The sequence below is a fragment of the Wenjunlia tyrosinilytica genome, assembly GCF_014646055.1.
GTDB classification, from domain to species: Bacteria; Actinomycetota; Actinomycetes; order Streptomycetales; family Streptomycetaceae; genus Wenjunlia; species Wenjunlia tyrosinilytica.
The window spans coordinates 60,211-82,532 of record NZ_BMMS01000035.1 but is presented as its reverse complement, the minus strand read 5'-3'; the positions used below and the strand labels follow the sequence as shown (position 1 = coordinate 82,532).

The following is a 22,322-nucleotide window of genomic DNA, read 5'->3' as shown; positions in this document are numbered from 1 at the left end:
GGTGGGGCCCACGGACGCGCTCGTCCGTGGGCCCCACCGGGCCGGGCGCCCTTGCGGCGCCCACGCTTCACTGAGTGAGCCGCACCGCTGTGTCGCCCGGCAGCAGGGCGCCCTCCAGAGGTCCGCTGGAGAGCAGGACAGCCTCGTGGGCGGGCAGCTTCACCGGCCGCACATCGAAGTCGACGACGCATCGGAAGCCGGGGCTGCGGGTGAAAGACAGGACATCACCCTCGTGTCCGCCGTCCCACCCCAGGGTTCCGTCGCCGAGTGCCTCGTGGTCCCGACCATGGCTGCAAGCGCACGGCAATTCTTTCACCCACTCGCACGGTCATGGAATGCATCCAGCAGACGCTCCGGCGCCGCCTGCTTCCAGGAGTCCACCAGGATGTCGCGCAACTCTTCCAGGTCCTCGAGAGCGGCGAGCCGCACACGTACCCAGGCGGAACCCGCCTCGTGCGGCGGCACCCAGAACTTCTCCGGCTCCGCCGCGATCAGCTCGGTCCGCTCGTGCCTGGGGCACCGCACGGCGAACGATGTCTCGTCGTCCGGGACGGTGATGTACATCTTTCCGGCGACGCGGAAGGTGGGCATGCTCCATGCCTCCTTCTCCTCCGTCTCCGGAAGGGAGAGCGCGATACGGCGAATGTCCTCGGCGTCGATTCGGGCCACCGCACCAGGGTAGCCAGAGCCGCGGGCCCGAACCGCCTCGCCCGGTACCGAGTCCGCCGGCAAGCTCGAGCTCCGCGCCGTGATCGGCACACGGACGACGCACACGGACGACGCACACGGACGACGACGGAAGCGCCGACCTCACCGGTGGAGGAGTCACGCGGGATGGCCGGGAGCCAGGCCGAGGACGTCCTTGAGAGTGATCAGCGCGTCCACCTCCTCGGAGGCACTGGTCTGCTCCGGAGTGAGGAGGAAGCCCACATGGTCGCCCCAGTCGGCCCGTTCACCGAGCGGGCCGACGAACCAGGCGCGAGCGTCGCGCAGTACTGGAACGCCCGCGGGGCCCGGGTCGCACCCCACATGGCTGAATTTGTCGATCTCGTCGCCGGTGCGGCTGCCGAACAGTTCCGCCAGATCGCGCTGATCGGGCCCCAGCAGATGCACGGCGGCGTGCGTGGCCCGCACGGCCACCCGGTAGGTGTGGTTCTTCTTCGAGAGCCAGACCACGAAGCGCGGCGGCTTGATGGAGCACTGCGAGGCGAATCCGACCAGGCACCCTGCCCGTTCTTCGCCCGCCGCCGTCGTCACCACGTACATCGGGTAGTCGAGCGGAGCGGTGAAAGCGTCGAACTCGGACACGGCGTCGGCCCCTCCCTGTGCTGCTGTCCGCGGTCACGGGCTTGCAGCGGTGCCCTTCCCCGGTGAGCCCCCGACGAACGTGCTCGGCGAGGTTTCACGCTTTCGGCCCTCCACGGCCCGGGCGCGGGGGTCGGTGATCCCGCGGCGGACGCCCGACACAGGGTTCACAGGCCTCGCCGACGGCCCACACCTCAGCGCCCATGCCCTCGGCCGAGGCGGCGCGCCGCCTGGGCACGCCGCCCATGCCGCGCCCGTGTCCTTCCCGTCCGAGTCGCGAACGGGAAGGACAGGATCCGGAGAGCGGTAAGGGGCGCACGGCTCTCAGGGCTCCAGGACGAGCAGTTGCGCCTCGTCCTGGGTCCAGCCGACGCTCACCTCGTCGTCCGGCCCCCGCCCCGCACGGGTGCCCGCGCTGAGTTCACGCATGACGATGTCCTTCTCCCCGACCCGCAGCCGGTGGCGGATGGTGGCGCCGAGGCTCGTGGACGACAGCACCCGGCCCGTGGCCCGGTTCTCCGTGCGCTCGGCGTCGACGAACCGCAGGTGCTCGGGGCGGATGGACACCGCGTAGGTGTCGCCCCTGGCGCCGAGGTCCCGCACCCGGCCGACACCCCAGGAACCGAGGTCGACGACCGCGACCCCGTCCTTGCGTTCCAGGACCTTGCACGGCAGCAGATTGGTGTCGCCGAGGAAGTTGGCGACCCAGTCGGTGCGGGGGTGTGCGTAGACGTCCTCGGGGGCGCCCTCCTGGACGATCCTGCCGTCCCGCATGACGACGATCCGGTCGGACATGGACATGGCCTCGTCCTGGTCGTGGGTGACGAACAGCACCGAGATGCCGAGCGCGCGCTGCAGCGTCTTGACCTCGTCCTGCATCTGCTCGCGCAGCCGCTTGTCGAGCGCGGCCATCGGCTCGTCGAGGAGGAGGGCGGCCGGGTTGAAGACCAGGGCGCGGGCGAGTGCGACACGCTGTTGCTGGCCTCCCGACATCTGGCGCGGGCGGCGGTCGCCCAGTCCGGCGAGGCCGACACGGGCGAGGGCCTCCTCGGCCCGCTTGCGCCGCTCCCCCGCGCGGACTCCGCGCATCCGCAGGGGGAACTCGACGTTCTGCGCGGCGCTCATATGGGGGAACAGGGCGTAGCTCTGGAACACCACGCCGAGGTTGCGGTCCTTCGGGGGAAGCCGGTCGACGGGCTTGCCGTCGATCAGGACCGTGCCGGAGGTCAGCTCCTCGAATCCGGCGACCATCATCATGGTCGTGGTCTTGCCGGAGCCGCTGGGTCCGAGCAGCGTGACGAACTCGCCGGGGCGCACGGTCAGGTCGAGGTCGTCGACGGCGGCGAGGTTCCCGTAGGTCTTGCGGACCCGGCGCAGTTCGATGGAGCCGCGCCGCTCGTCCCCGGCGGCCGCGGCGGGTGTCGAAGGAGTGGTCGTAGGGGTCGGGGTCGGGGATTTCATCTGTTCACCCTGTCTGGTCGGCGGCCGCGGTCAGCGGAAGCAGCCGGGCGATGGAGCGGCGGCGGATAGTGAAGCAGACCTGGACGAGCAGACCGAGCGTGGCGACGGTGACGAGCATCGCGGAGGACACGGCGATCTTCGGGGTCAGGTTGTACTGGATGTCGGTGAACATCTTGACCGGCAGCGTCGTCGCGCTCGGGGACTGCAGGAACAGCGCGATGACCGTTTCGTCGATCGAGACGGAGAAGGCGAACAGGGCCCCTGCGACGAGTCCTGGCCGGATGACCGGCAGGTACACGAACCGCATGACCGAGAACGCCCCCGCTCCGAGGCTGCTCGCCGAGCGCACCAGCGCGGGATTGAGGCCGGCGAGGCCGGCCCGAACGGTGAGGAACGCGTACGGCACGGAGATCACGGCGTGGGCCAGGCCGATCGGCAGAACAGTTCCCACCATGCCGACGGAGATGAAGAACTGGTAGAACGCCAGGGCCATCACCACGGCGGGCACGATCATCGGGGCGATGATGACGCCGGTGACCACCGCCCGCCCGGGGAAGGTGCGCCCGTGCAGCGCGACAGCGGCGCTGCCGCCCAGCAGGACCGCGACGACCACGGCGATGCCGGATGCCTGAAGGCTCGCCAGCAGGGCGGACATCCAGGCCGGATCACCGAAGAAGCCGCTGATGGCCTCGGTGGACAACTGGTCCGGGGGGAAGGTGATGTACCGGCTCCGGTTGAACGCCACCGGCACCACGATCGCCGTCGGGACGACGAGGAAGAGGAAGACCGGCACGGAAGCGATCAGGGCGGACGGATGGCGAGGGCTAGCCCGCTTCATATTCGCCTCCTGCACGAAGGATCCGCTGGTATGCGGCGACGAGGACACTGACGACGAGGGTGAGGAGGAGCGCGAGCGCGGACGCGCCGGCGAAGTCGGTCAGCTGCCGGGCGTAGAAGTCGATCTCGTTCGCGATCATCATGTCGCCGGGACCGCCGAGGACCACGGGGGTGATGAAGAAGCCGGTGCTGATGATGAAGACCAGCAGGCCGGCGGCGGAGACCCCGGGGACGGTCAGGGGCAGGATGATCCGGCGGAAGACCGATGCCTCGCCCGCTCCCAGCGACCGCGCGGCGAGTTCGAGCCGGTCGTCGATCGCGGCCAGGGCCGCGAAGATCGGGAACACGGCGTAGGGCAGCAGGTAGTGCACCATGCCGACGATGACGGCGAAGCGGTTGTGCAGCAGTGCCAGCGGTCCGTCGGTGATGCCGAGGCCCTGGAGCGCGCTGTTGACCAGCCCGTTGTCCTGTAGGAGGACCGCCCAGGCGAAGTTCTTCACCAGTACGCCCGTCCAGAAGGGCAGCAGGACGAGGGCGAAGAGGATGACACGCATGAGCGGGCCGCGGCGCCAGATCACGACGGCCAGCAGGTAGCCGATCACCACGGTGGCCAGGGTGGACAACGCGCTGATCTCGAAGGTGTTGAGCATCGACCGGACCACCAGCGGGTCCTTCAGCACCCGCTGGTAGGCCTGGTCGTGGGTGCTCTGCGTGACGAGCCTGCCGATGGGGGTAAGGAACAGCACGGCGTCGAAGACCAGGACGGGGGCGAGCAGGAGAAGCCAGGCGCTTCTCGGGCGCCTCGGCCGGCCGCGCGGCGGGTCGGCGCCCACGGCGGCGGTGACAGGGGTGGCGGCGACAGGGGTGGCGGTCGACGTCATCAGCTGCCCGCCTGCCACAGCTTGAACCGCTGCTCGGTCTGCTTGAGGTTCTTCGCCCACCAGGCGTCGTCGCGCACCAGGATGGTGTCCGCCAGCTTGGGGCTGGTGGGCAGGGTGTCGGCCACCTCGCGGGGCAGCTTGGCCAGGGCACGGGTGTTGGCGAGCGTGAGGTTCGTGGTGCGGTCGAAGTCGGCGCCCGCGTCGGCGTCGTTGCTCATGAAGTCCATGAGCCGGAAGGCCGCCTCCTTGTTCCTGGCGCCCTTGGGGACCACGAAGTAGTCACCGGCGACAACGCCGTTGGACGCGGTGAAGTTGAGCTTCGCGCCGTCCTTGCGGGCGGCGTTGATCCGGTTGTTGAAGCTCGTGGACAGCGCGACCTCACCCGAGGTGAGCTGCTGGATCGGCTCCTGGTTGGCCGTGTGGTAGATGAGCTTGTCGCGTCCCGGGTGCCGGGCGAGGTAGCGCAGCGCGGCGTCGACATCGAGAGGGTAGATCTTGTCGAACGGGACGCCCTCGGCCAGCCGTGCCGCTTCGAGGATCGAACTGTCGGACAGCTGCCCGTAGACGGAGCGCTTGGTCGGGTACTTCGCCTTGTCCAGGAACTGCTCCCAGTTCCTGGGCGCTCGCGCGTCGGGGATGTGCGTCTGGTCCCACGCCATCACGAAGAGGAAGCTGAGGTACTTGATGCCGTACTCGGCCCTGGCATATGACGGCAGTCCCTTGTCGCTGATGATGCTGTAGTCGAACTTCTCCAACAGCCCCTCGTCGACGGCCTGGAGGTACTCCGGAGCGGTCAACTCGACGAGGTCCCATTGCACATCACCCGACCGCACCTGGGCCTTGAGCCCGGCGAGGCTGGTGTTGGCCAGCAGGGTGGACCGGATACCGGTCTTGTTCTCGAAGGGCTTGAGCAGAGTCTTCGTCAGCTGGTCGTTGTACGAGCCTCCGTAGGAGGTGACGGTCACCGTGGTGTTCGGCTTGGCCGACGGGGTCGACTTGCTGCTGCACGCGGTGAGCAGACTCCCGGCGAACGGTGCCGCCAGCGCGGTGAATCCCGCTGTCCGCAGCAAAGTCCGGCGGCTCATGCTTCTGTCTGAGTTCTCGACCATGTTCGGCATGCCTCTCTTGGATCACGGCGGCCCGCTCGCGGGCACACCGATGACAGGTGCGAAGCGCAAAGGGCTAATGCGCACCGGATGAGGGAAAAGGGGATCCGCACCATGAGCGGACGGGTCGAGGACACGACTGCCGTCCGGAGCCGTCGCCAACGGCCATGACGTCATGGGATTCGTTCGTGTCCGCCATCGCGATGGGCGAGCCGCGGATCATGAACGGTTCTGTTCCCGCGGTCTGCGTCAGCCCGGCGACCGCGGTGGCGCAACAGTAGGGACATGTCCTCGGTGCGTCAACAAGTGATGTCCGCCTTCATGGGCGGCTGCCTCACCTGCCACCCGAGGACTGTGCAGACCATCCATACGGCAGCGGAATTATGGATGAATCCAACACTTCTTGGCCGGTCGGAGGCCGGATAGCGTCTCAGCCCATGGCAGGGCGCCCCAGCCGGGGCCCCTTGTGTCCACCCCCGTACCCCTTCCCACCCCGGCTCGGTCCCGCAGCGTGGAAGTCGCCAATTCCCCGCCGCCCCGCGCCGGACCGCCACCCCGGCACGACCGGGTACGCACTCCCACGGCCGCCCTCCACCCAGGGGCGCTGCGTCATCCCCATCCCCCTGCCGTCCCCATCCCCCGCAATCCCCACCCCCCTTGCCGATCCCCCTGCCCAATCCCCTCCCGCGCCGCCTCCCCCGGCGCGGGCGCCGCCCCGCGGGCACCCATGACATCCACCGACACACCACCCGAGGACAGACGAGTGAGTGATCTTCGTACGCTGCGCAACCACATCAACGGTGAGTTCGTCGACGCGAAGGACGGCCGCACCCTGCCGGTCGTCGACCCGGCCACCGGCGAGGCGTACGCCACCTCCCCGCTCTCGGGGCCGGCCGATGTGGACGCGGCGATGGCCGCTGCCGCGGCGGCCTTCCCGGCATGGCGTGACGCCACGCCGAGCGTGCGGCAGAGGCTGCTGCTGAAGGTCGCGGATGCCGTCGAGGCTCGCGCCGGCGAACTGGTCGACGCGGAGTGCCGGGACACCGGCAAGCCCCGTGCCGTGACCAGGACCGAGGAGATCGTCCCCATGGTCGACCAGCTCCGCTTCTTCGCCGGTGCCGCCCGGCTGCTGGAGGGCAGGGCTGCCGGTGAGTACGCGCAGGGTCTGACCTCGATCATCCGGCGCGAGCCGGTCGGTGTCTGCGCGCAGGTCGCTCCCTGGAACTACCCGATGATGACGGCGGTGTGGAAGTTCGCCCCCGCCGTCGCCGCGGGCAACACGGTGGTCCTCAAGCCGTCGGACACCACGCCCGCCTCAACCGTCCTGCTCACGGAGATCGTCGGCGACGTCCTCGCGGAGCTGGGTCTGCCGGCCGGCGTTCTCAATGTGGTCTGCGGCGACCGCGAGACCGGCCGGGCGATGACCGAGCACGAGATCCCGGCCATGGTCGCGATCACCGGCTCGGTGCGTGCCGGTGTTCAGGTCGCCCGCAGTGCCGCCAAGGACGTCAAGCGGGTCCACCTGGAGCTCGGCGGCAAGGCTCCGGTGGTCGTCTTCGAGGACGCCGACATCGACAAGGCCGTCGAGGGCATCACGGTCGCTGGATTCTTCAACGCCGGTCAGGACTGCACGGCGGCGACCCGGGTGCTGGTGCACGAGTCGATCCACGACGAGTTCGTCGCCGCGCTGGCCAAGTCGGCCGCCGGCACCAAAACCGGCCATCCGGACGACGATGGTGTGTTGTTCGGCCCCCTCAACAACCCCGACCAGCTCGCCCAGGTCAGCGGCTTCGTCGACCGCCTCCCGGCACACGCCATGGTGGAGGCGGGCGGCCACCGCGTCGGCGACAGGGGTTACTTCTACGCCCCCACCGTCGTCTCCGGTCTCCGGCAGGACGACGAGATCATTCAGAACGAGGTCTTCGGCCCCGTCATCACCGTCCAGAAGTTCTCGGACGAGGACCAGGCCGTCGAGTACGCCAACGGCGTGGAGTTCGCGCTCGCCTCCTCGGTGTGGACCAGGGACCACGCCCGTGCGATGCGGATGTCCAAGCGGCTCGACTTCGGCTGCGTGTGGCTCAACACGCATATGCTCCTGGTTGCCGAGATGCCGCACGGCGGCTTCAAGAAGTCCGGCTACGGCAAGGACCTGTCCGTCTACGGCTTCGAGGACTACACCCGTGTCAAGCATGTGATGTCGGCGCTCTGACCGGTGGTCGGCCGCGGTGGACATCGGTCGTCACCGCGGCCGGATCCCCTATCTGTAGACCAGCGGGTTGTGCACGGAGCTGAAGTCGAGTAGCCGGCCCATCTCCCGTTGGGTCTGCTCGGCGACCCGCCGGGCCTCGGCGAGGACGTCACCGCGCTCTTCTATGAGGTCGTCATAGATCGGTGCGTCGGTCCTGTGGGGGGAGATCACGTCGAAGTGCCTTTCGTAGACGGGTACGCATCGCTTGCAGAACGAGCGACCTGAAACGGGGGACGAGCGTACCGGCTAACGCCGAGTCGCTTCGGCCTCCACCGGCACCGTCCCGGCGCGGCAGTCGATTCTCGGTCGGATGAGGCAGCCCAAAGGAACGTTTCAGCGGTCGCGAAGGGCGCCGTTCGCAGCCCTCGCCGAGGCACTCAGGGCTTGCTCCTGCCCGGCTGCGGATCGCCGATCGCTCCGACCCTGATGCCGAACCACGGGTAGGTGTGGTTGTAGAACACGTTGTCCTGCGGCTGAAGCCCGACGGCCGAGAGCCAGAGCTGGAACGCCGGCGCATTGGACACCCCGCCGTGCGCCCGCCGCCAGACCCGCCCGAGACCTTGTCCGGAGGGGGGTGGCGTGATCGTGTCGGTCGATTCGACCGCGTTGCCGCCCTGGTCCAGGGTGCCCCACGGCGACAGGGTCCCCGCCTGGCCGACCGTGCTGAGGCTGCCCTGGTAGAGCTCGGCGTAGGTGGTGGGGTCCAGCCCGAAGGGATTGACGGTGGCGCACGCTTCGGGCCGCACCTGCGGCGGGCACCAGCTCGGCGCCGGACGGCCACTGGCGTGGTACGAGGCCAGCGGCTGGGTCGCCGCGTTGACGACATCGCCGGTCGTGGGGTTCAGGACCGTGGGACTGGGAGCGGTGGCGTCGCCGTCGCCGAAGACACCGGCATTGGTGGGGTACTTCCAGTAGGAGTAGGTGCCGCCGCCCGTGGGGTCGTAGTAGGCCGCCTTGATCCACTCGTCCTGGCTCGGTACGACGAACCCGGTGTCATCGGCCCGGGTCGCGTCGGGCCGGGAGAGGTCGTACATCCCGCGCTCGGTCCGCGCCGACAGCTCCACCTGGTAGGTGACATGGACGAACCGGCCGCTGGTCGACGTCTGCTTGGAGATCAGCCGTCCGTTGTAGAGCGAGTTGACGAAGCGTGCCGACTTGAGGAAGTTGGCGAAGCCGTACGGCTTGTTCGCCCATTGCGGATACGCCACCGAGTAGTGGCGGCCGCTGACGGCGTCCGCGGAGAAGTCGACCTGACCGTACTTCGGCCACGACGTGGAACCCTCGGTCTCGCTGTAGAGGTCGTGAGGATCGCGGCCCGAGGGATCGACCGTGTTCAGGAACGCCACCCACTGCTCGACCGTGACCTCGAGCTGCCCGACCTCGAAGGGGTACCCGACGCCACCGACCGTCAGGCAGCCGGCCGAGGACGACGGAGCGTCGGCGCAGGACCGGTAGATGGCGTCCTTGAACGGGATGATGCCCACCGAGGGATTTCCCGGAGCACCGACCTTCGCGGTCGTCAGCGTGATGACCGCTCCCCCACCCGAGGCGGTGCCCGCCGAGGAGCGCCCGGCGGCGGCTGCGGAGTCGGCGGTCGCGGGTGGCGCGAGCAGCGCCGAGATCCCGAACGTCGCCAGGACGGCCCTGCTGAGGCGAGTGCGGCTGGAAACGAGGCGCATGGACATACCCTTTTCAGCTCCGGCCCGGTGGTCGACACAACGGTTGACCCCACGCTAGGCCCGGCCGCCACTCACCGCATTCGACAGGTGACGGAAGGAGTAACAGCGCTCGGGTGCCCCCCATCCGGTCGCCGACCTGAACGGGACTCAGGCGAGTTGCTTGTAGTAGAAGCTGCAGTCCTGGAGGGAGCCGGCCGGGTCGGCGGCGTAGTCCGGGACGATCCCGTACCGCACCCATCCGGCGCTGCGGTAGAGGTGCTCCGCCGCGCTGCCGGTCTCGGTGTCGAGGAGCAGGAGAGTGGCTCCGGCCCGCACGGCCGCCTCCTCGGCGGTGGCGAGGAGGGAACGGCCCAGTCCTTGTCCGCGGGCGTCCCGGTGAACCATGAGCTTGAGTATCTCGGCGCGATGCCGGCCGTTGGGCTTGGGTTCCAGCGCGAGGCTCACGGTGCCGTTGACGCCGCCCCGCCCCTCGGCGACCCAGACGATGAGGCTGCCGTCGGCCACGGCGGGCTCCCGGGTGTGCCACCAGGCCGCGGCCGCCTCCTGGCCGAAGGGGGCGAGGAAGCCGACGGAGGATCCACCGTCCACGACGTCGCCGAGGACGTCGGCCAGGCTCTTCACGCGGACGCGGAAGTCGTCGGCGGACAGGCGCGTGATGGTGTGCAAGGTTCGCTTCCTTCGCGATGAGCAGGGGGGCGGGGGGCGGTCACGGCAGGACGATCACCAGGGCGTAGCGGACCGGGTCGGGGCCCGGGCAGCGGAAGCGCGAGCGGTCCCACAGCCGGAAGCGCAGGCAGTCACCCGCGCGGATCTCGTGCACACCGCCGCCCGCGGTGACCTCGAGAGCGCCCTCCAGGACCCAGATGTGCTGCTCGAGACCCGGGACGGGCGGTTCGTCGTAGGAGATGTCCGCGCCGGGCTGCAAGGTGCCTTCGACGACTTCCGCACGCAGTCCGCAGTGGGGTGGGGACACCGATCGCCGGGTGAAGCCCGAGGTCTTGTCCCGCCATACCAACTGCCCCTGAGCTCGGACCAGTTGGGGCGGCTCGGACTCCACCTCGGCCAGCAGCTGCGACATCGTGCGCCCGTGGACCGCGCACAGCCTTCCCAGCAACGACGCCGTCGGGCTGATCTCCGCCCGTTCCAGGCGCGACAGCGTCGAACGGCTCACCTCCGTGCGCCGGGCCAGCTCGTCGAGCGACCATCCGCGCTCCACGCGCAGCTCGGCGAGCCGACCGGCCAGGCGTGCCTCCACGTGCCCGGAACCGCCGCGGTCCGATGCCGCCCCCTCCGTCATTCTCATATGAGAGAGCATATCCCAAATATGGGAACAGCGGAGGCACCGGGGGCGTGAAGGGCGCTCCCCAGGAGCGACAGAGGGCTCAAATCCGCCGTGCGCTGGGCCAATTGAGCGATCTATGGGTGATAGGACTTGCGGCCTATTCCGCCGACTGGGTCACTGGATACATCCAATCGGTGGGCGCCCATCTCACTACGGACAGTTCGGTAGTCGCGGGCGCACCGGTTCCCCGTCCTCAGGACAGGCCGCGTGCTTTCCCCGCGGTCGCCGGACGGGACGTCCCTGGAGAGCTCGAGGCCGCGGCGTATCCCCTACGGCGGCGGAGCACCGGTCGGCCGACGGTGCGACGGGCTCCATGGGCGTCGGACCACTCGACGTCTCCGATTGATGGCTCATCAGACGTCGCCACGACCGCCCGATCGGGCTCCCGGGATTCGGCACGGCAAGTGACGGACTCCGTGCGGGACCGCAGGCAGGGCGTGTCCGCGGCAGCGCATGAGCCACCCACAGCAGCTCAACAGGAGGACCATCATGGCTCCGACACTCTTCGCCGCCATCCCGGGCCTTGGGCCGACAAGCGGCGGTATCCCCGTGCTCCTGCTCGGCTCCGGTCTGACGGGAGCCACAGCGGTCACCTTCGGTGGCACGCCCGGCACGATCACCGCCCAGGACCCGTTCGGGTTCCTCGTCGCGGCCGTCGCCCCGGCCCATGCACCCGGCACCGTCGCGGTGACGGTAACCACGCCGTCAGGCGTGAGCAACCCGGTCAACTTCACCTATCTGGGCGCGGTCATCGGTGGTCCCATCGCCGTGTCCATCTCGCCGTCCAGCGGACCCACGACCGGCGGTACCACGTTCACCATCATCGGTGCCAACCTCACCGGGGCGACCGTCACCGTCGGCGGCGTCCCGGCCACCGGTGTGACCGTCAACGCGTCGGGCACCGTCCTGACGGGTGTGACCCCGGCCGGCGTGGCGGGCAACGCCGCGGTCGTCGTCACCACTCCCGCGGGCAGCACCACCGTCCTCGGTGGATTCACCTACACCGCTCCCCCGCTGCCCCCGACCGCGGTCAGCATCACGCCTCCCACCGGGGCGACGACGGGCGGTACCTCGTTCACCATCGTCGGCACCAACCTGACCGGAGCCACCGTCACCATCGGCGGCGTCCCGGCCACCGGTGTCACGGTCAACGCGGCGGGAACCGTCCTGACCGGTATCACCCCGGCCGGCGTGGCGGGCAACGCCGCCGTGGTCGTCACCACCCCCGGCGGCAGCGCCACCGTCGCCGGCGGATTCACCTACACCACACCCCCGCCGGTGGTCATCGTCATCGTGCCGCCCTCCGGCACCACAGCCGGCGGCACGGCCTTCGTCATCCTGGGCTCCAACCTGACGGGCGCCTCCGTCACGTTCAACGGTGTCCCGGCCACCGGGGTCAGCGTCAACGCCGCCGGCACCGTTCTGGTCGGCACCACCCCGGCCGGCACGGCGGGCACCGCCACGGTCGTCGTCACGACGCCTTCGGGCAGTGCCACCGTCGCCGGTGGATTCACCTACGTGTGATCCTGCGCGGCACTCCTACGGACCGGTCGGCTGCTCGCCGACCGGTCCACCCGCGCGTTCGTAGCGCAGGAGGACGACGCCGTTGCCGAAGGTCCGGGTGCCGGCCAGGCGCAGAGCGGTCCTCGTGTCCGATGCCGGGAACAGGGGCTTGCCCCGCCCGATGAGGACCGGATGGACATAGATGTCGTACTCGTCGATCAGGTCGTACCGCATGAACGAGGCCGCCAGGTCGGCGCCGCCGAGGGAGAGATCGCCGCCCGGCTGGGCCTTGAGCGCCATGATCTCGTCGACGTCGACATCCCTCATGACGGTGGTGTTCCAGTCGGCCCGCTCAAGGGTCCTGGAGAACACGATCTTGGGGGTGTCCCGCCAGATGGCGGCGAACTCCACCATGGGCGCCGTGCTCGAGGGGTCGGCATCGACGGTCGGCCAGACCCCTGCCATGAGCTCATGGGTCACACGTCCGTCCAGGAAGGCGCCCATCGACCTGAGCCGCTCATTGACGAAACGGTGCAGCTCGTCGTCGACCATGTGCCAATCGATCTCGCGGTCCGGTCCTTCGATGAAACCATCGAGGGACACCGACATCATCAGGGTGATCTTCCTCATCAACGGTCCTCACCGAGGTCGACGTGCCAGGGGTTCCACCGGCGGATGGGCCGAGACGATACGCGCCCGACCCCGCCCGGATCCCGGATCGCCATGCCGTTGGCGGTGCTGTACCGGTCCTGGGCCTCCTGGTCCTTCCGCAGGCGGATCGGCGCACGGCACATGCCGAGGCCCGCTGAGGCCGTCGCGGGCGGATGCCGGGTCAGCCTTCCGGTCCCGCGGAGGCGTCGAGGAGTCCGAGGAAGCGGCGAGCGAACAGGTAGGCGTCGCCCGGCCAGCGCGCCGAGACGTAGTTGCGGTCCCGGACGACGAACGCGTGGGTGTCGTCGTTCGCCGTGCCTCGTGCGGTGAGCACCCTGGGCCCGCGTTGGAACAGGCTGCCGGGATCGTCCAGCGCGGCCCTGACCTCGTCCTCCACATACGCCGGGTAGGTGCGGTAGTAGCGGCCCAGACGCCATGCGGTGGTCAGATAGGCCGAGCGTTCCATGTACTTCGGCAGGCAGGTCGTACGACGCTCCGCCAGCACACTGCGGCCGGTGGCGGCATCACGGGTGCGGGCCAGAACCAGCACACCGTGGCAGATCGCCCCCACGGGAATGCCGCGGTCCCACAACCTGGCGACCTGCCCGCGCAGCACCTCCGAGCCGAGGTACTGGCGCATGCCCGGCGCATGCCCTCCGGGCAGGATCAGCCCGTCGAAACCGTCCGGGTCCACTTCCGCCCAACCGGCGGTCGCGGCGAACTCCTTGCTCCGGGTGAGCTCGTCGTAGAAGCGCCTGGGCTCCCGCGCGGCTCCCAGCTGCCCGAAGAGCACCCCGGTCAGCAGCCGCGGATCGGCGGCGGGTGTCGTTCCGGCCCGCTCGGTGGCGAAGACGACGTCATGCCCGGAGTCGGTGAGCAGCCGCCAGGGCACGGCCACCTCGGTGACGTCGAAGTCGCGGTCGGGAACCGGCATCAGGACACGCATCCGGCCATCATGGCAGGCGTCCGCACCACGTGTCGCGCGACCAGTCCCTTGGCCTCCAGCTCCCGCAGGCGCCGCACCAGCCTGTCCTGTTCCGAGTGCTTACCGCGCGGTCAGTCCTCGAACGGGGGCTCCGGGTGCGGTGTGCCGCACCACCGATGAGGCGAAAAAGGGGCCGGTTGGGCATACCCGGACCTGGCGGTGGAAGGAACCTCAGCGGCCAACGTGCTCGGCTCCGGCGGTCGGCCGCCGACGACACGGTTGGCCGCACCCGGGCTCACCGCGCCTACGAAGGAGCGTGCATGGCCGCAAGCGCCGACCTGCTCGTCGACGCCTTCGGGCGGATCCACGAGGCGGTCCACGATGCCGTCGAAGGGCTCCGCCCGAAGGAGCTCACCGAACGGCTGGACGACGACGCCAACTCCATCTCCTGGCTCATCTGGCATCTCACCCGGGTACAGGACGACCACATCGCGGGTGTGGCCGGTACCGAGCAGGTGTGGACGTCGCAGGGCTGGCACGAACGCTTCGGCCTGCCGTTCCCGCCCTCCGACATCGGCTACGGCCACTCCAGTGAGGACGTGGCGGCAGCGCGGGGCCTCACCCGTCGGATGCTCCTCGACTACTACGACGCCGTGCACGACCACACCGTCGAGTACGTAGGCGGTCTGTCCGACGCCGACCTCGAGCGCGTCGTGGACCGGGCGTGGACTCCCCCCGTCACCCTCGGTGCCCGGCTCGTCAGCGTCATCGCCGACGACCTGCAGCACGTGGGCCAAGCGTCCTTCGTCCGCGGGGTGCTGAGGCGCCGATAGGACCGGTCGGCCTTCCCCGCCGGGCCGGGGGCGAGCTCGTCAGACCTGGACGACGAGCCTGCCGCGCGCGTGGCCGTCCTTCAGGTGGCGGACGGCGTCCGGGACGTCGCCCGGAGGCCGAAGTCCAGCATCACCGTCCGCCGACCACGACGAATGCCGTCGATGCCGTCGATGCCGTCGACCGCACCGAATCCCCTTCCGGACAGTCCCTGACTCTATGTCAGGCCCAAAGCCCGGAGGTCTTGCAGGGGTTCGCCGGTGCTGCAGGAGCCGTAGGCCACGAACAGGGTGCGGGCTGCTTTCGCCGAGTGGTCGGGGATGCGGCGGGCCTCGGCGGCCAGGGCTTCCGCGTCGGTCGAGCGCAGGACGTCCACCGCGTCGGCGGCGGTGCCGCCGTCGGTCACCCGGCAGGCGGCGAGCAGCAGGTTGAGGAAGCCGTGGTGGGTCAGGCCCGTCCGGTCGTCGCGGTGGCGCACCGCGTGGTGCAGGCCGGCGGTGGCCTTGAAGGGGACGCCGTGCGTCGCGCACGCGTGGACGAACGCGCCCAGTCGCTCTGGGTCGGGGAATTTGTCGGCACTCAGGCCGCCGCACCGCACCTTGGCGGCGCGGCCGCCCTCGGCGATCACTTCCAGGGCGTCCTGCCGGCCTTCGGTCAGCGGCACCTCGATATGGCAAGGCACCTGTGCGGGGACCTCCTCGAGAGCAGCCAGCGCCAGGCGGGCGGATTCCCGGCGGTCCGCTCCGGACGGCAACGGGCCCTCGATCACAGCCGGTGTCAACCGGGGTTCGTCGGCCAGCCGGTCCAGCGTCCGGCTCACTGTGCGCGCGTCGAGGTCCGTGATCAGTCCAAGGGCGAACCGGTCCTCGGCGGTGAGGGTGTCCCGCAGCTCGCGGAGCCGGCCGACCGGACACAGGAAGCGGTGGGTGAGCACGGGGTCGGCCGCGGCTTCGTCGGCTCGGTGCCGGGCCGAGGCCGCCCGCATCGTCAGTTCCTCCGGAGGGAACAGCCCGGCGTCGTCGACGAGCCCCGCGAACAACCGTGGTGCGGACATCATCCTCGCCCTCGTCCTTCCTCCCGGCCCGGCTCCAGGCATTTACCCAGGGTCCTCCCCCACGGCGCCGCTGTCACCGGTTCGCGGGGAGCCCCGCCCGGTCGGCCCCGGTGCGGCCGACCGGGCGGGTGCCTCGCCCGGGCCCGCTGACCGCGACAACGGCGAACGGGCCCCGGAGTCGTTCCTCCGAGACCCGTCGGCAGCCTGCCACCCGGCGATCAGATGATCTCCAGCTCGTGTTCGATGGCCGCCAGCTCCTCGGGGGTGCCCTGGACCTTGGGGCCGGTGAACCAGCGGCGGGCCGAGACCAGCCACCACACTCCGGCGAAGCCGAGGACCGCGGCCACGGCGACCGGGGTGTAGTTGAAGCTCGTCGCCGTGATCGGGCTGACGGTGGGGAGCATGAACAGCACCGAGATCAGGCCCACCCAGATCACCGCCGCCAGGCCGACCGGCCGGCTCCACCGGCCCAGATGCCACGGGCCGCGCTCGAAGGAGTCGCCCTGGCGCAGCCTCAGCAGCACCGGGATCGCGTAGGCGATGTACAGGCCGATGACCGACACCGAGGTCACAGCGGCGTACGCGGTGGGGTTCCACAGATAGGGCAGTCCCAGCAGGAACGCACCGCCCGCGGCGAGCCACACGGCGTTGGTCGGCGTGCGGGTGCGGTGGTTGATGCGGTGCCACAGCTGCGATCCGGGCAGCGCACCGTCACGGGAGAAGGCGTAGATCATGCGGGAGTTGGCGGTCACCGACGCCATGCCGCAGAAGAACTGGGCGCCGATCACGATGAGCAGCAGCAGTTTCGCGCCGGTGTCGCCGACGGCGTCGATGAAGATCTGCGCGGGCGGCACTCCGGTCGAGCTGCCCAGGGCCTCGTCGTAGTCCTTGATGGCGAAGGTGAGGCCCAGCAGGAGCACCCAGCCGGCGGCGAGCGAGACCAGGATGGACATCACGATGCCGCGCGGTCCCGAGCGGGACGCGTCCTGGGTCTCCTCCGTCATATGGGCGGAGGCGTCGTAGCCGGTGAAGGTGTACTGGGCCAGCAGAAGGCCGAGCATGGCCACGTACAGCGAATTGTGGAAACCGGTGTTGTTGACGAACTCGGTGAAGACGAACTCGGCCGGGGCGTGGTGCGACGGCAGCAGGACGAGCACGCCGACGATGATCACGACACCCAGCAGATGCCACCACACACTGACGTTGTTGAAGACCGACACCAGGCGGACGCCCAGGGTGTTCAGTAGTCCATGGGCCAGCAGGATCACACCGAAGACCAGCACGGTGTGCTCGGGCGTGGCGGCGAAGCCGAACTGCATCTCCAGGAAGGCATTGGTGAAGAAGGCCGCGCCGAAGTCGACTCCGGCGGTGACCGCGACCTGTCCCAGGAAGTTGAACCAGCCGGTGAACCAGCTCCAGGCCGGGCCGTTGCGGGGGGCCAGCTTGGCCGCCCAGTAGTACAGCCCGCCCGCCGTCGGGTAGCTGGAACAGACCTCGGCCATCGAAAGACCGACGAGCAGGGTCATCGCTCCGACGACGGGCCAGCCCCAGATGATCAACGCGGGGCCGCCGGTGTTCATGCCGAAGCCGTACAGGGTGAGGCAGCCGGACAGCACGGAGATGATGGAGAACGACACGGCGAAGTTGGAGAAGCCCGACATCGAGCGGGCCAACTCCTGTGTGTACCCCAGTTCATGGAGGCGCTGCTCGTCCTCCGTAACGTGCGGGCCCGGCTTGGTGCCGTCTTCGGCCCGCAGTGCAGCGCCGTGCGTTGACTCTGGTTGAGACATGGGCACCTCCTGGGATTCGGCGAGAGATCGGAGAGGCAGGCGTGCCGCGGAGGCGCACCACGCAGCTAATGGACTGAGTTCAGTCCATTAAGACGTTGCGGGGTATGTTCCACTCCCTGACCGAGTGCGTCAAGGCTTCTCCGGATACCGTCGCCACCTCGAGACGACCTGTCCACCGGGAGGCCCCCGGGGGGCCCACGGGGAGGCGGGAGCGCAGGCTCCAAATGTCCGGGCCCCTCGTATACAGGGCCCGGCTCCGCCTCTTGACTCGACCCCGGGTGGGTGGCTCAGAATATGCCCACGAAGAATCCAATGGTCTGGGATTCAATGCTTTCGCTGGGATCGGACTCCGGTTACGGAGCTCCCGGCGCGCAGACCGTGTCGATCGGGGACAGGAGCCGAACTCACCACGGGAGTGACGGCGTGCGGGCTGCAGGCCAGGGCGAGGTCCACGGTGGGGACCGGCGTGCTCAGGCGCCGTAGCCGCACCCCGGGCGCTACGGGCACGGCGGCGCGGGTGTCGCTCTCGCCCCGGGGGTGCGCCGACGCCGCGACGGCTCTCGCCCTGCCGGAGGCCGCCTGACCGCGACGCCGGGAGAGGAGTGTGATGCCCGGGCGTTCGAGCCCTCGGACGCGAATCATCACCGTCACGGTCAGTAGCGGCGTTGTTTCGACGGCGCTCCCGACGAGCCGTGCACGCCCCGCTGCGCGACGATGGCTGTGATGGACGAGACCGGCAGGCAGCCGCGCCGCGACACGACGGTGCCGATGCTGCGTGCCATCGCCAACCTGGCGAGGTTCCATCGCGAGCACGAGGCGTTCTACGCCACCGCACCCCGGGAGAGGGCGGTGGCGCTGCAGCGCAGTTCCCGCACCATGCTGGCCCTGGCCGACCACTGGGCCGCCCTGCCGCCCGCCCATCCCGCGCCGCTCAGCCCGTTCGAGGACGCCGACGACCTCACCTCGCCCGCAGCCATACAGCTCTCGGGTGTGGTGTTCGCCGAGGGGCAGGGCGAGCCGGTCGAGATCACGCGGTTGAAGCGGGAGCTTCGGGTGATGGCCGACGACTCGCTCGGCACCTGCGACTGGCTGGTCTCGGCCATGCAGGCGTCGTGGGACGCCGCGGCCGCCCTGCTGGACCTGGACGAGTTCGCCGATCTGCTCGGCGAGCGCCACCGGATCATCAGCAACGACTGGCAGGCCGCCCACCTCAGCGGCCTCGCCGGCCGGCTTCTGCGGCGGGCCACCGAGACCCTCGATCGCATCGATTTCTCTCCGGAGGCACTGCGCGCGGACCTGGCCGGCGATGCCACCGCGCCCCGGCGGCTGTACTCGGCAGCCGAGCTCACGGGGCATGCCGCGGACCTGCTCAGCGACTCCGCGGGCCTGGTCCATGACAATGAGCGCCGCTGGCGGATCTTCCGTGCCCGCGTGGCCTCGCTGTCGTCGCGGCCCTGACGTCGAGCCGAGCCCGGCCACCGATCCATGGACCTGCCTCGGGCGCCGACGGCGAGCACGTCATCATGGTCCCGTGCGGGAAGATCAGTGGCGGACCGGATACTGCCCGGCCGCGGGACGCGGGTCCGCAGGGACCGGCGGCATGTGCCGCCGGTCCCTGCTGGGGGTCGGGCTCGGGGCGCTGGCAGCCGCCGGTGTGCCCGGGTGCTCCACGGGCACTTCCCGCCTGCCACGCCTTGTGCTCGGCACGGGACCGCAGGGCGGCCCGTACAAGGCGTTCGGGCAGGCCCTCGCCGCGGCCGCGAAAACCCGAGGGCTCGCCCTGGAGCCCGTCGCCACCTCGGCCAGCGTGGACAATCTGCGGCGGCTGCATGAAGGCGGTCTCCAGCTGGCGCTGACCACAGCGGATGTGGCCGAGGACGCCGTGCTGGGACGGAACACGTTCACTCGGCCGTTGAGGCTCACCGCCCTGGCCAGGGTCTATGTCAACTACACCCACCTGGTGGTCGCCGCGAAGGGACCGGTCCACGCCATCGGCGACCTCTCGAGGCAGCCGGTCTCGGTCGGCGCCACCGGGGCGGGCGGTCAGGTGCTGGCCCGACGTCTCCTGCGAGCGGCGGGGCTCACCGGGACGCACACCGCCCACGAGCGGAGCATGAGCCTCGGCGCTTCCTTGCGGGCGCTGAGGACCGGCGCGGTACGCGCAGTCTTCTGGTCGGGAGGAGTGCCGACCCCCGCGCTGGCGGACCTCGCCGGCGAGCTGCCCCTGCGCCTCGTCCCCCTCGACGCATATGTGCTCCGGCTGCGCGAGGAGTACGGGCCCACCTACACCGAGGTCACCATCCCTGCGGGCACCTACGCGTTGAAGCGGCCGGTGGCCACGGTCGGCACGGGCAACTACCTGGTCGCCCGGCAGGACGTTCCGGCGGACGCCGCCCACCGCCTGCTCGAAGTGCTCTTCGACCGCAGCCAGGGCCTGCTGCGGTCGGTGACCGCCGGGGCGCGCCTGGAACCCCGGTTCGCGATCTCGACCGGCAGCGTTCCCCTGCACCCGGGGGCCGTGGAGTACTACCGATCGGTCTACGGATGAGGGACTGCGGGGGGCGACCGGTCCACCGATGACGACCGATTCACCGCCGACGGCCCGGCCCGCCGCCGAAGACCGGCTCACGGCTGACGACGGGGCGGCGGTCGGCGTCAGGAAGGAATGCCCGGCAGGATCAGTTCCACGCTCAGTCCGTGCGGCGCACGGCAGGCCACGGCCAGCCGGCCGCCGCTGACCCGGGCGATCTCCTCGGCGATGGCCAGCCCCAAGCCACTGCCGGGAAGGTTCTGGTGCTCGGCACCGCGGGCGAAGCGCCGGGTCAGCGCGGGCACCTGCTCGGCGGGCGCTCCCGGGCCGTCGTCGCTGACGCGTACGACGGCCTGCCCCTCCTGCGAGGTGACCACGATCTCCACCCGGCCGCCGGAAGGGACGAACTTGGAGGCGTTGTCCAGGAGCGCGTCCAGTACCCGGTCCACCGCGCCCGGCAGCGCCCGTGCCCGGACCCCGCCCGAGACGGTCGCGACCAGTTCGACTCCGGCGGCGCACAGGACGGCGCCCCACACGGCCGCCCGGTCCCGGGCGGCGCGGGAAACGTCCAGCTCGGTCAGCTCCTGGACCGCGGACTCCACCCTGGCCAGGGCCAGTAGACCGTCGAGCAGGCCGCCGAGCCGCTCGGTCTCGTCGACCGCGCGGGCGAGTTCGCCGCGGCCCGCCGGAACGAGATGGGGCTCCACGTTCTCCAGCTGCAGGACGAGAGTGGCGAGCGGATTGCGCAACTGGTGGGAGGCATCGGCCACGAAGTCGCGCTGGCGGCGGATGGACACCGAGACCGCCTCGGCCATCTCGTTGAAGCGCTCCTCGAGACGGCGCAGCTCGGGAGGGCCACCGCCCACCACGGCCCGGTCCTCCAGGCTTCCGGTCCCGAACCCCACGACCGCGCGGTCCAGCGCTCGCACCGGCCGCAGCAGCCATCGGGTTACCCACACCGCGACCAGCGCCGCCGCCGCGAACGCGGCCAGTGCGCCGACGCCGATCAGAATCCAGCGCACCGTGATGTCGTGCCGTGCCGCGCCCGTGGGTACGGCCAGGAGCACGGCGCCCTTCAGCTGCTCGTCCTGGCCGACCGGCTCGGCCAGCACGACCTGCCGCGGACCCCAGGGGCGGATCGTCGGCAGCTTCCCCGTCGAGCGGCCGGTCAGGGCGCGCTCCCTTGCCTGTTCCGCGTCCTGACCGGACAGCGCGGTGCGCGGCCCCGCGACGGCGACCGGCCGCCCCTGGGCGTCCAGGATCTGGACGCCCGAGCCGTAGAGCTGTGCGTAGCGATCGATCTCGGTGGTCAGCTCAGCCAGGTCCACCCCGGTGACCACGCGGTCCGCTATGTCCCCGAAGCGGACCGCCTCGGCGCGCCGCTGGAGCAGCAGATGCTCGGTGCGGCTGTGGGCGTAGGCGCCGGCCAGCGGCAAGGACAGGGCGATCGACGCCACGCCCATGAGCGCCATCAGCACGGCCAGCAGCCTGCGGCCCATCACGCACCGAGCCGGTAGCCGAAGCCGTGAACCGTGCGCACCAGGTCCGGCCGGCCCGTCTTGGCCCGGATCCCGGCCACATGCACATCGAGCGAGCGCGAGGTGCCGAGGAACGCGTCCCCCCAGATACGGTCCAGGATCTCCTCCCTGGAGTGCACCTCACCCGGCCGGGCGGCGAGGAACGCGAGCACATCGAACTCACGCCGGGTCAGACGCACCTCGCTACCGCCGACCGTCACCGTGCGGCGGGCCGGATCGATCTCGACGTCGGTAACGCGTACCGGTCCCGCGGTGGGGCGGGGGTCTGCGTTCCCCCCGGTCCGGCGCCGCACGGCGTCGATCCGGGCCATCAGCTCGGACATCCGGAAGGGTTTGACGACGTAGTCGTCGGCGCCCGCCCGCAGCCCCTGCACGATGTCCCGCTCCTCGCACCGGGCGGTCACCACGATGAGCGGCACGGCGCAGACGGTCCTCAGCCGCCGCAGCAGCTCGAGGCCGTCCAGGTCCGGAAGACCGAGGTCGAGCAGTACGAACTCGGCCTCCCGCGTGAGCCTGAGTGCCTCCACTGCCCGGCTCACCCTGCGCACGGTGTGCCCCCGCAGGGCGAGCGCGGTGCCGAGCGCGTGGGCCAGCCGGTCGTCGTCCTCGACGAGAAGCGCGTGCATGGGGCCTCCTCCCGT

Annotated in this window: 22 protein-coding genes; 5 read left to right on the top strand and 17 right to left on the bottom strand. The window is 70.3% G+C overall.

Annotated features, from left to right (window positions below; translation table 11 throughout):
- Window positions 1–67: 67 nt before the first annotated feature.
- The 7 genes from IEY86_RS30045 to IEY86_RS30015 all read right to left on the bottom strand — a co-directional run bounded on the left by IEY86_RS30045 (window position 68) and on the right by IEY86_RS30015 (window position 5,569).
- Complete coding sequence (locus tag IEY86_RS30045) at window positions 68–316, bottom strand: hypothetical protein (protein ID WP_189135052.1); 249 nt, start codon at window positions 314–316, stop codon at window positions 68–70.
- The gene (locus IEY86_RS30040; protein WP_229698878.1) at window positions 313–669 is read right to left on the bottom strand and encodes an MmcQ/YjbR family DNA-binding protein; all 357 of its coding nucleotides are present in this window, start codon (window positions 667–669) and stop codon (window positions 313–315) included. Before IEY86_RS30040 ends, IEY86_RS30045 begins: the two co-directional genes overlap by 4 nt.
- A 156-nt stretch (window positions 670–825) precedes the next feature.
- Complete coding sequence (locus IEY86_RS30035) at window positions 826–1,308, bottom strand: flavin reductase family protein (protein ID WP_229698877.1); 483 nt, start codon at window positions 1,306–1,308, stop codon at window positions 826–828.
- Between the two features lie 321 nt (window positions 1,309–1,629).
- Complete coding sequence (locus tag IEY86_RS30030; RefSeq protein WP_189135051.1) at window positions 1,630–2,766, bottom strand: ABC transporter ATP-binding protein; 1,137 nt, start codon at window positions 2,764–2,766, stop codon at window positions 1,630–1,632.
- A 4-nt stretch (window positions 2,767–2,770) separates the two neighbouring features.
- Window positions 2,771–3,604 (bottom strand): ABC transporter permease, encoded by an 834-nt coding sequence (locus IEY86_RS30025; protein ID WP_189135050.1) that lies wholly within the window; start codon window positions 3,602–3,604, stop codon window positions 2,771–2,773.
- Complete coding sequence (locus IEY86_RS30020; RefSeq protein ID WP_189135049.1) at window positions 3,591–4,484, bottom strand: ABC transporter permease; 894 nt, start codon at window positions 4,482–4,484, stop codon at window positions 3,591–3,593. The genes IEY86_RS30025 and IEY86_RS30020 overlap by 14 nt, the downstream gene beginning before the upstream one ends.
- Complete coding sequence (locus tag IEY86_RS30015) at window positions 4,484–5,569, bottom strand: extracellular solute-binding protein (RefSeq protein ID WP_189135048.1); 1,086 nt, start codon at window positions 5,567–5,569, stop codon at window positions 4,484–4,486. The genes IEY86_RS30020 and IEY86_RS30015 overlap by 1 nt, the downstream gene beginning before the upstream one ends.
- Window positions 5,570–6,317: 748 nt before the next feature.
- Between IEY86_RS30015 and IEY86_RS30010 the strand changes: the two genes are divergently transcribed.
- Window positions 6,318–7,799, top strand: a complete 1,482-nt coding sequence (locus tag IEY86_RS30010) for a gamma-aminobutyraldehyde dehydrogenase (RefSeq protein WP_189135047.1) — start codon at window positions 6,318–6,320, stop codon at window positions 7,797–7,799.
- Between the two features lie 48 nt (window positions 7,800–7,847).
- Here IEY86_RS30010 and IEY86_RS30005 read toward each other — a convergent pair whose 3' ends face one another.
- The 4 genes from IEY86_RS30005 to IEY86_RS29990 form a co-directional block, all read right to left on the bottom strand.
- Complete coding sequence (locus tag IEY86_RS30005) at window positions 7,848–8,009, bottom strand: hypothetical protein (protein ID WP_189135046.1); 162 nt, start codon at window positions 8,007–8,009, stop codon at window positions 7,848–7,850.
- 206 nt (window positions 8,010–8,215) lie between these two features.
- The gene (locus IEY86_RS30000) at window positions 8,216–9,517 is read right to left on the bottom strand and encodes a hypothetical protein (protein ID WP_189135045.1); all 1,302 of its coding nucleotides are present in this window, start codon (window positions 9,515–9,517) and stop codon (window positions 8,216–8,218) included.
- Between the two features lie 147 nt (window positions 9,518–9,664).
- Complete coding sequence (locus IEY86_RS29995; protein WP_189135044.1) at window positions 9,665–10,183, bottom strand: GNAT family N-acetyltransferase; 519 nt, start codon at window positions 10,181–10,183, stop codon at window positions 9,665–9,667.
- Window positions 10,184–10,223: 40 nt separating this feature from the next.
- On the bottom strand, window positions 10,224–10,814 hold the full coding sequence (locus IEY86_RS29990) for a helix-turn-helix domain-containing protein (protein WP_189135059.1): 591 nt from the start codon (window positions 10,812–10,814) through the stop codon (window positions 10,224–10,226).
- Window positions 10,815–11,348: 534 nt separating this feature from the next.
- Between IEY86_RS29990 and IEY86_RS29985 the strand changes: the two genes are divergently transcribed.
- A complete protein-coding gene (locus IEY86_RS29985) occupies window positions 11,349–12,383 on the top strand; it encodes an IPT/TIG domain-containing protein (protein WP_189135043.1) in 1,035 nt (344 codons plus the stop codon).
- A gap of 15 nt (window positions 12,384–12,398) precedes the next feature.
- Here IEY86_RS29985 and IEY86_RS29980 read toward each other — a convergent pair whose 3' ends face one another.
- The gene (locus tag IEY86_RS29980; RefSeq protein ID WP_189135042.1) at window positions 12,399–12,992 is read right to left on the bottom strand and encodes a dihydrofolate reductase family protein; all 594 of its coding nucleotides are present in this window, start codon (window positions 12,990–12,992) and stop codon (window positions 12,399–12,401) included.
- A 202-nt stretch (window positions 12,993–13,194) separates the two neighbouring features.
- Entirely contained in the window at window positions 13,195–13,959 is a 765-nt protein-coding gene (locus IEY86_RS29975; RefSeq protein WP_189135041.1) for a type 1 glutamine amidotransferase domain-containing protein, read from the bottom strand.
- A gap of 299 nt (window positions 13,960–14,258) precedes the next feature.
- Between IEY86_RS29975 and IEY86_RS29970 the strand changes: the two genes are divergently transcribed.
- Window positions 14,259–14,771 (top strand): mycothiol transferase, encoded by a 513-nt coding sequence (locus tag IEY86_RS29970; protein WP_189135040.1) that lies wholly within the window; start codon window positions 14,259–14,261, stop codon window positions 14,769–14,771.
- A 215-nt stretch (window positions 14,772–14,986) separates the two neighbouring features.
- Here IEY86_RS29970 and IEY86_RS29965 read toward each other — a convergent pair whose 3' ends face one another.
- Both IEY86_RS29965 and IEY86_RS29960 read right to left on the bottom strand, forming a co-directional pair.
- Window positions 14,987–15,826, bottom strand: a complete 840-nt coding sequence (locus IEY86_RS29965; RefSeq protein ID WP_229698875.1) for a hypothetical protein — start codon at window positions 15,824–15,826, stop codon at window positions 14,987–14,989.
- Between the two features lie 215 nt (window positions 15,827–16,041).
- On the bottom strand, window positions 16,042–17,613 hold the full coding sequence (locus tag IEY86_RS29960; protein ID WP_189135039.1) for an amino acid permease: 1,572 nt from the start codon (window positions 17,611–17,613) through the stop codon (window positions 16,042–16,044).
- 723 nt (window positions 17,614–18,336) lie between these two features.
- On the opposite strand from IEY86_RS29960, the gene IEY86_RS29955 reads away from it, so the two are divergent.
- Together IEY86_RS29955 and IEY86_RS29950 are read left to right on the top strand one after the other, a co-directional pair.
- Window positions 18,337–19,071 (top strand): hypothetical protein, encoded by a 735-nt coding sequence (locus tag IEY86_RS29955; RefSeq protein WP_189135038.1) that lies wholly within the window; start codon window positions 18,337–18,339, stop codon window positions 19,069–19,071.
- 142 nt (window positions 19,072–19,213) lie between these two features.
- Window positions 19,214–20,161, top strand: a complete 948-nt coding sequence (locus IEY86_RS29950; protein WP_229698874.1) for a TAXI family TRAP transporter solute-binding subunit — start codon at window positions 19,214–19,216, stop codon at window positions 20,159–20,161.
- Between the two features lie 107 nt (window positions 20,162–20,268).
- On the opposite strand, the gene IEY86_RS29945 is transcribed toward IEY86_RS29950, so the two are convergent.
- Both IEY86_RS29945 and IEY86_RS29940 read right to left on the bottom strand, forming a co-directional pair.
- Window positions 20,269–21,642 carry a sensor histidine kinase gene (locus IEY86_RS29945; protein WP_229698881.1) on the bottom strand — a complete coding sequence of 458 codons (1,374 nt, stop codon included), beginning with the start codon at window positions 21,640–21,642 and terminating at the stop codon, window positions 20,269–20,271.
- Window positions 21,642–22,307, bottom strand: coding sequence for a response regulator transcription factor (locus IEY86_RS29940; protein WP_189135036.1), 666 nt, complete (start codon window positions 22,305–22,307; stop codon window positions 21,642–21,644). The genes IEY86_RS29945 and IEY86_RS29940 overlap by 1 nt, the downstream gene beginning before the upstream one ends.
- Window positions 22,308–22,322 lie beyond the last annotated feature (15 nt).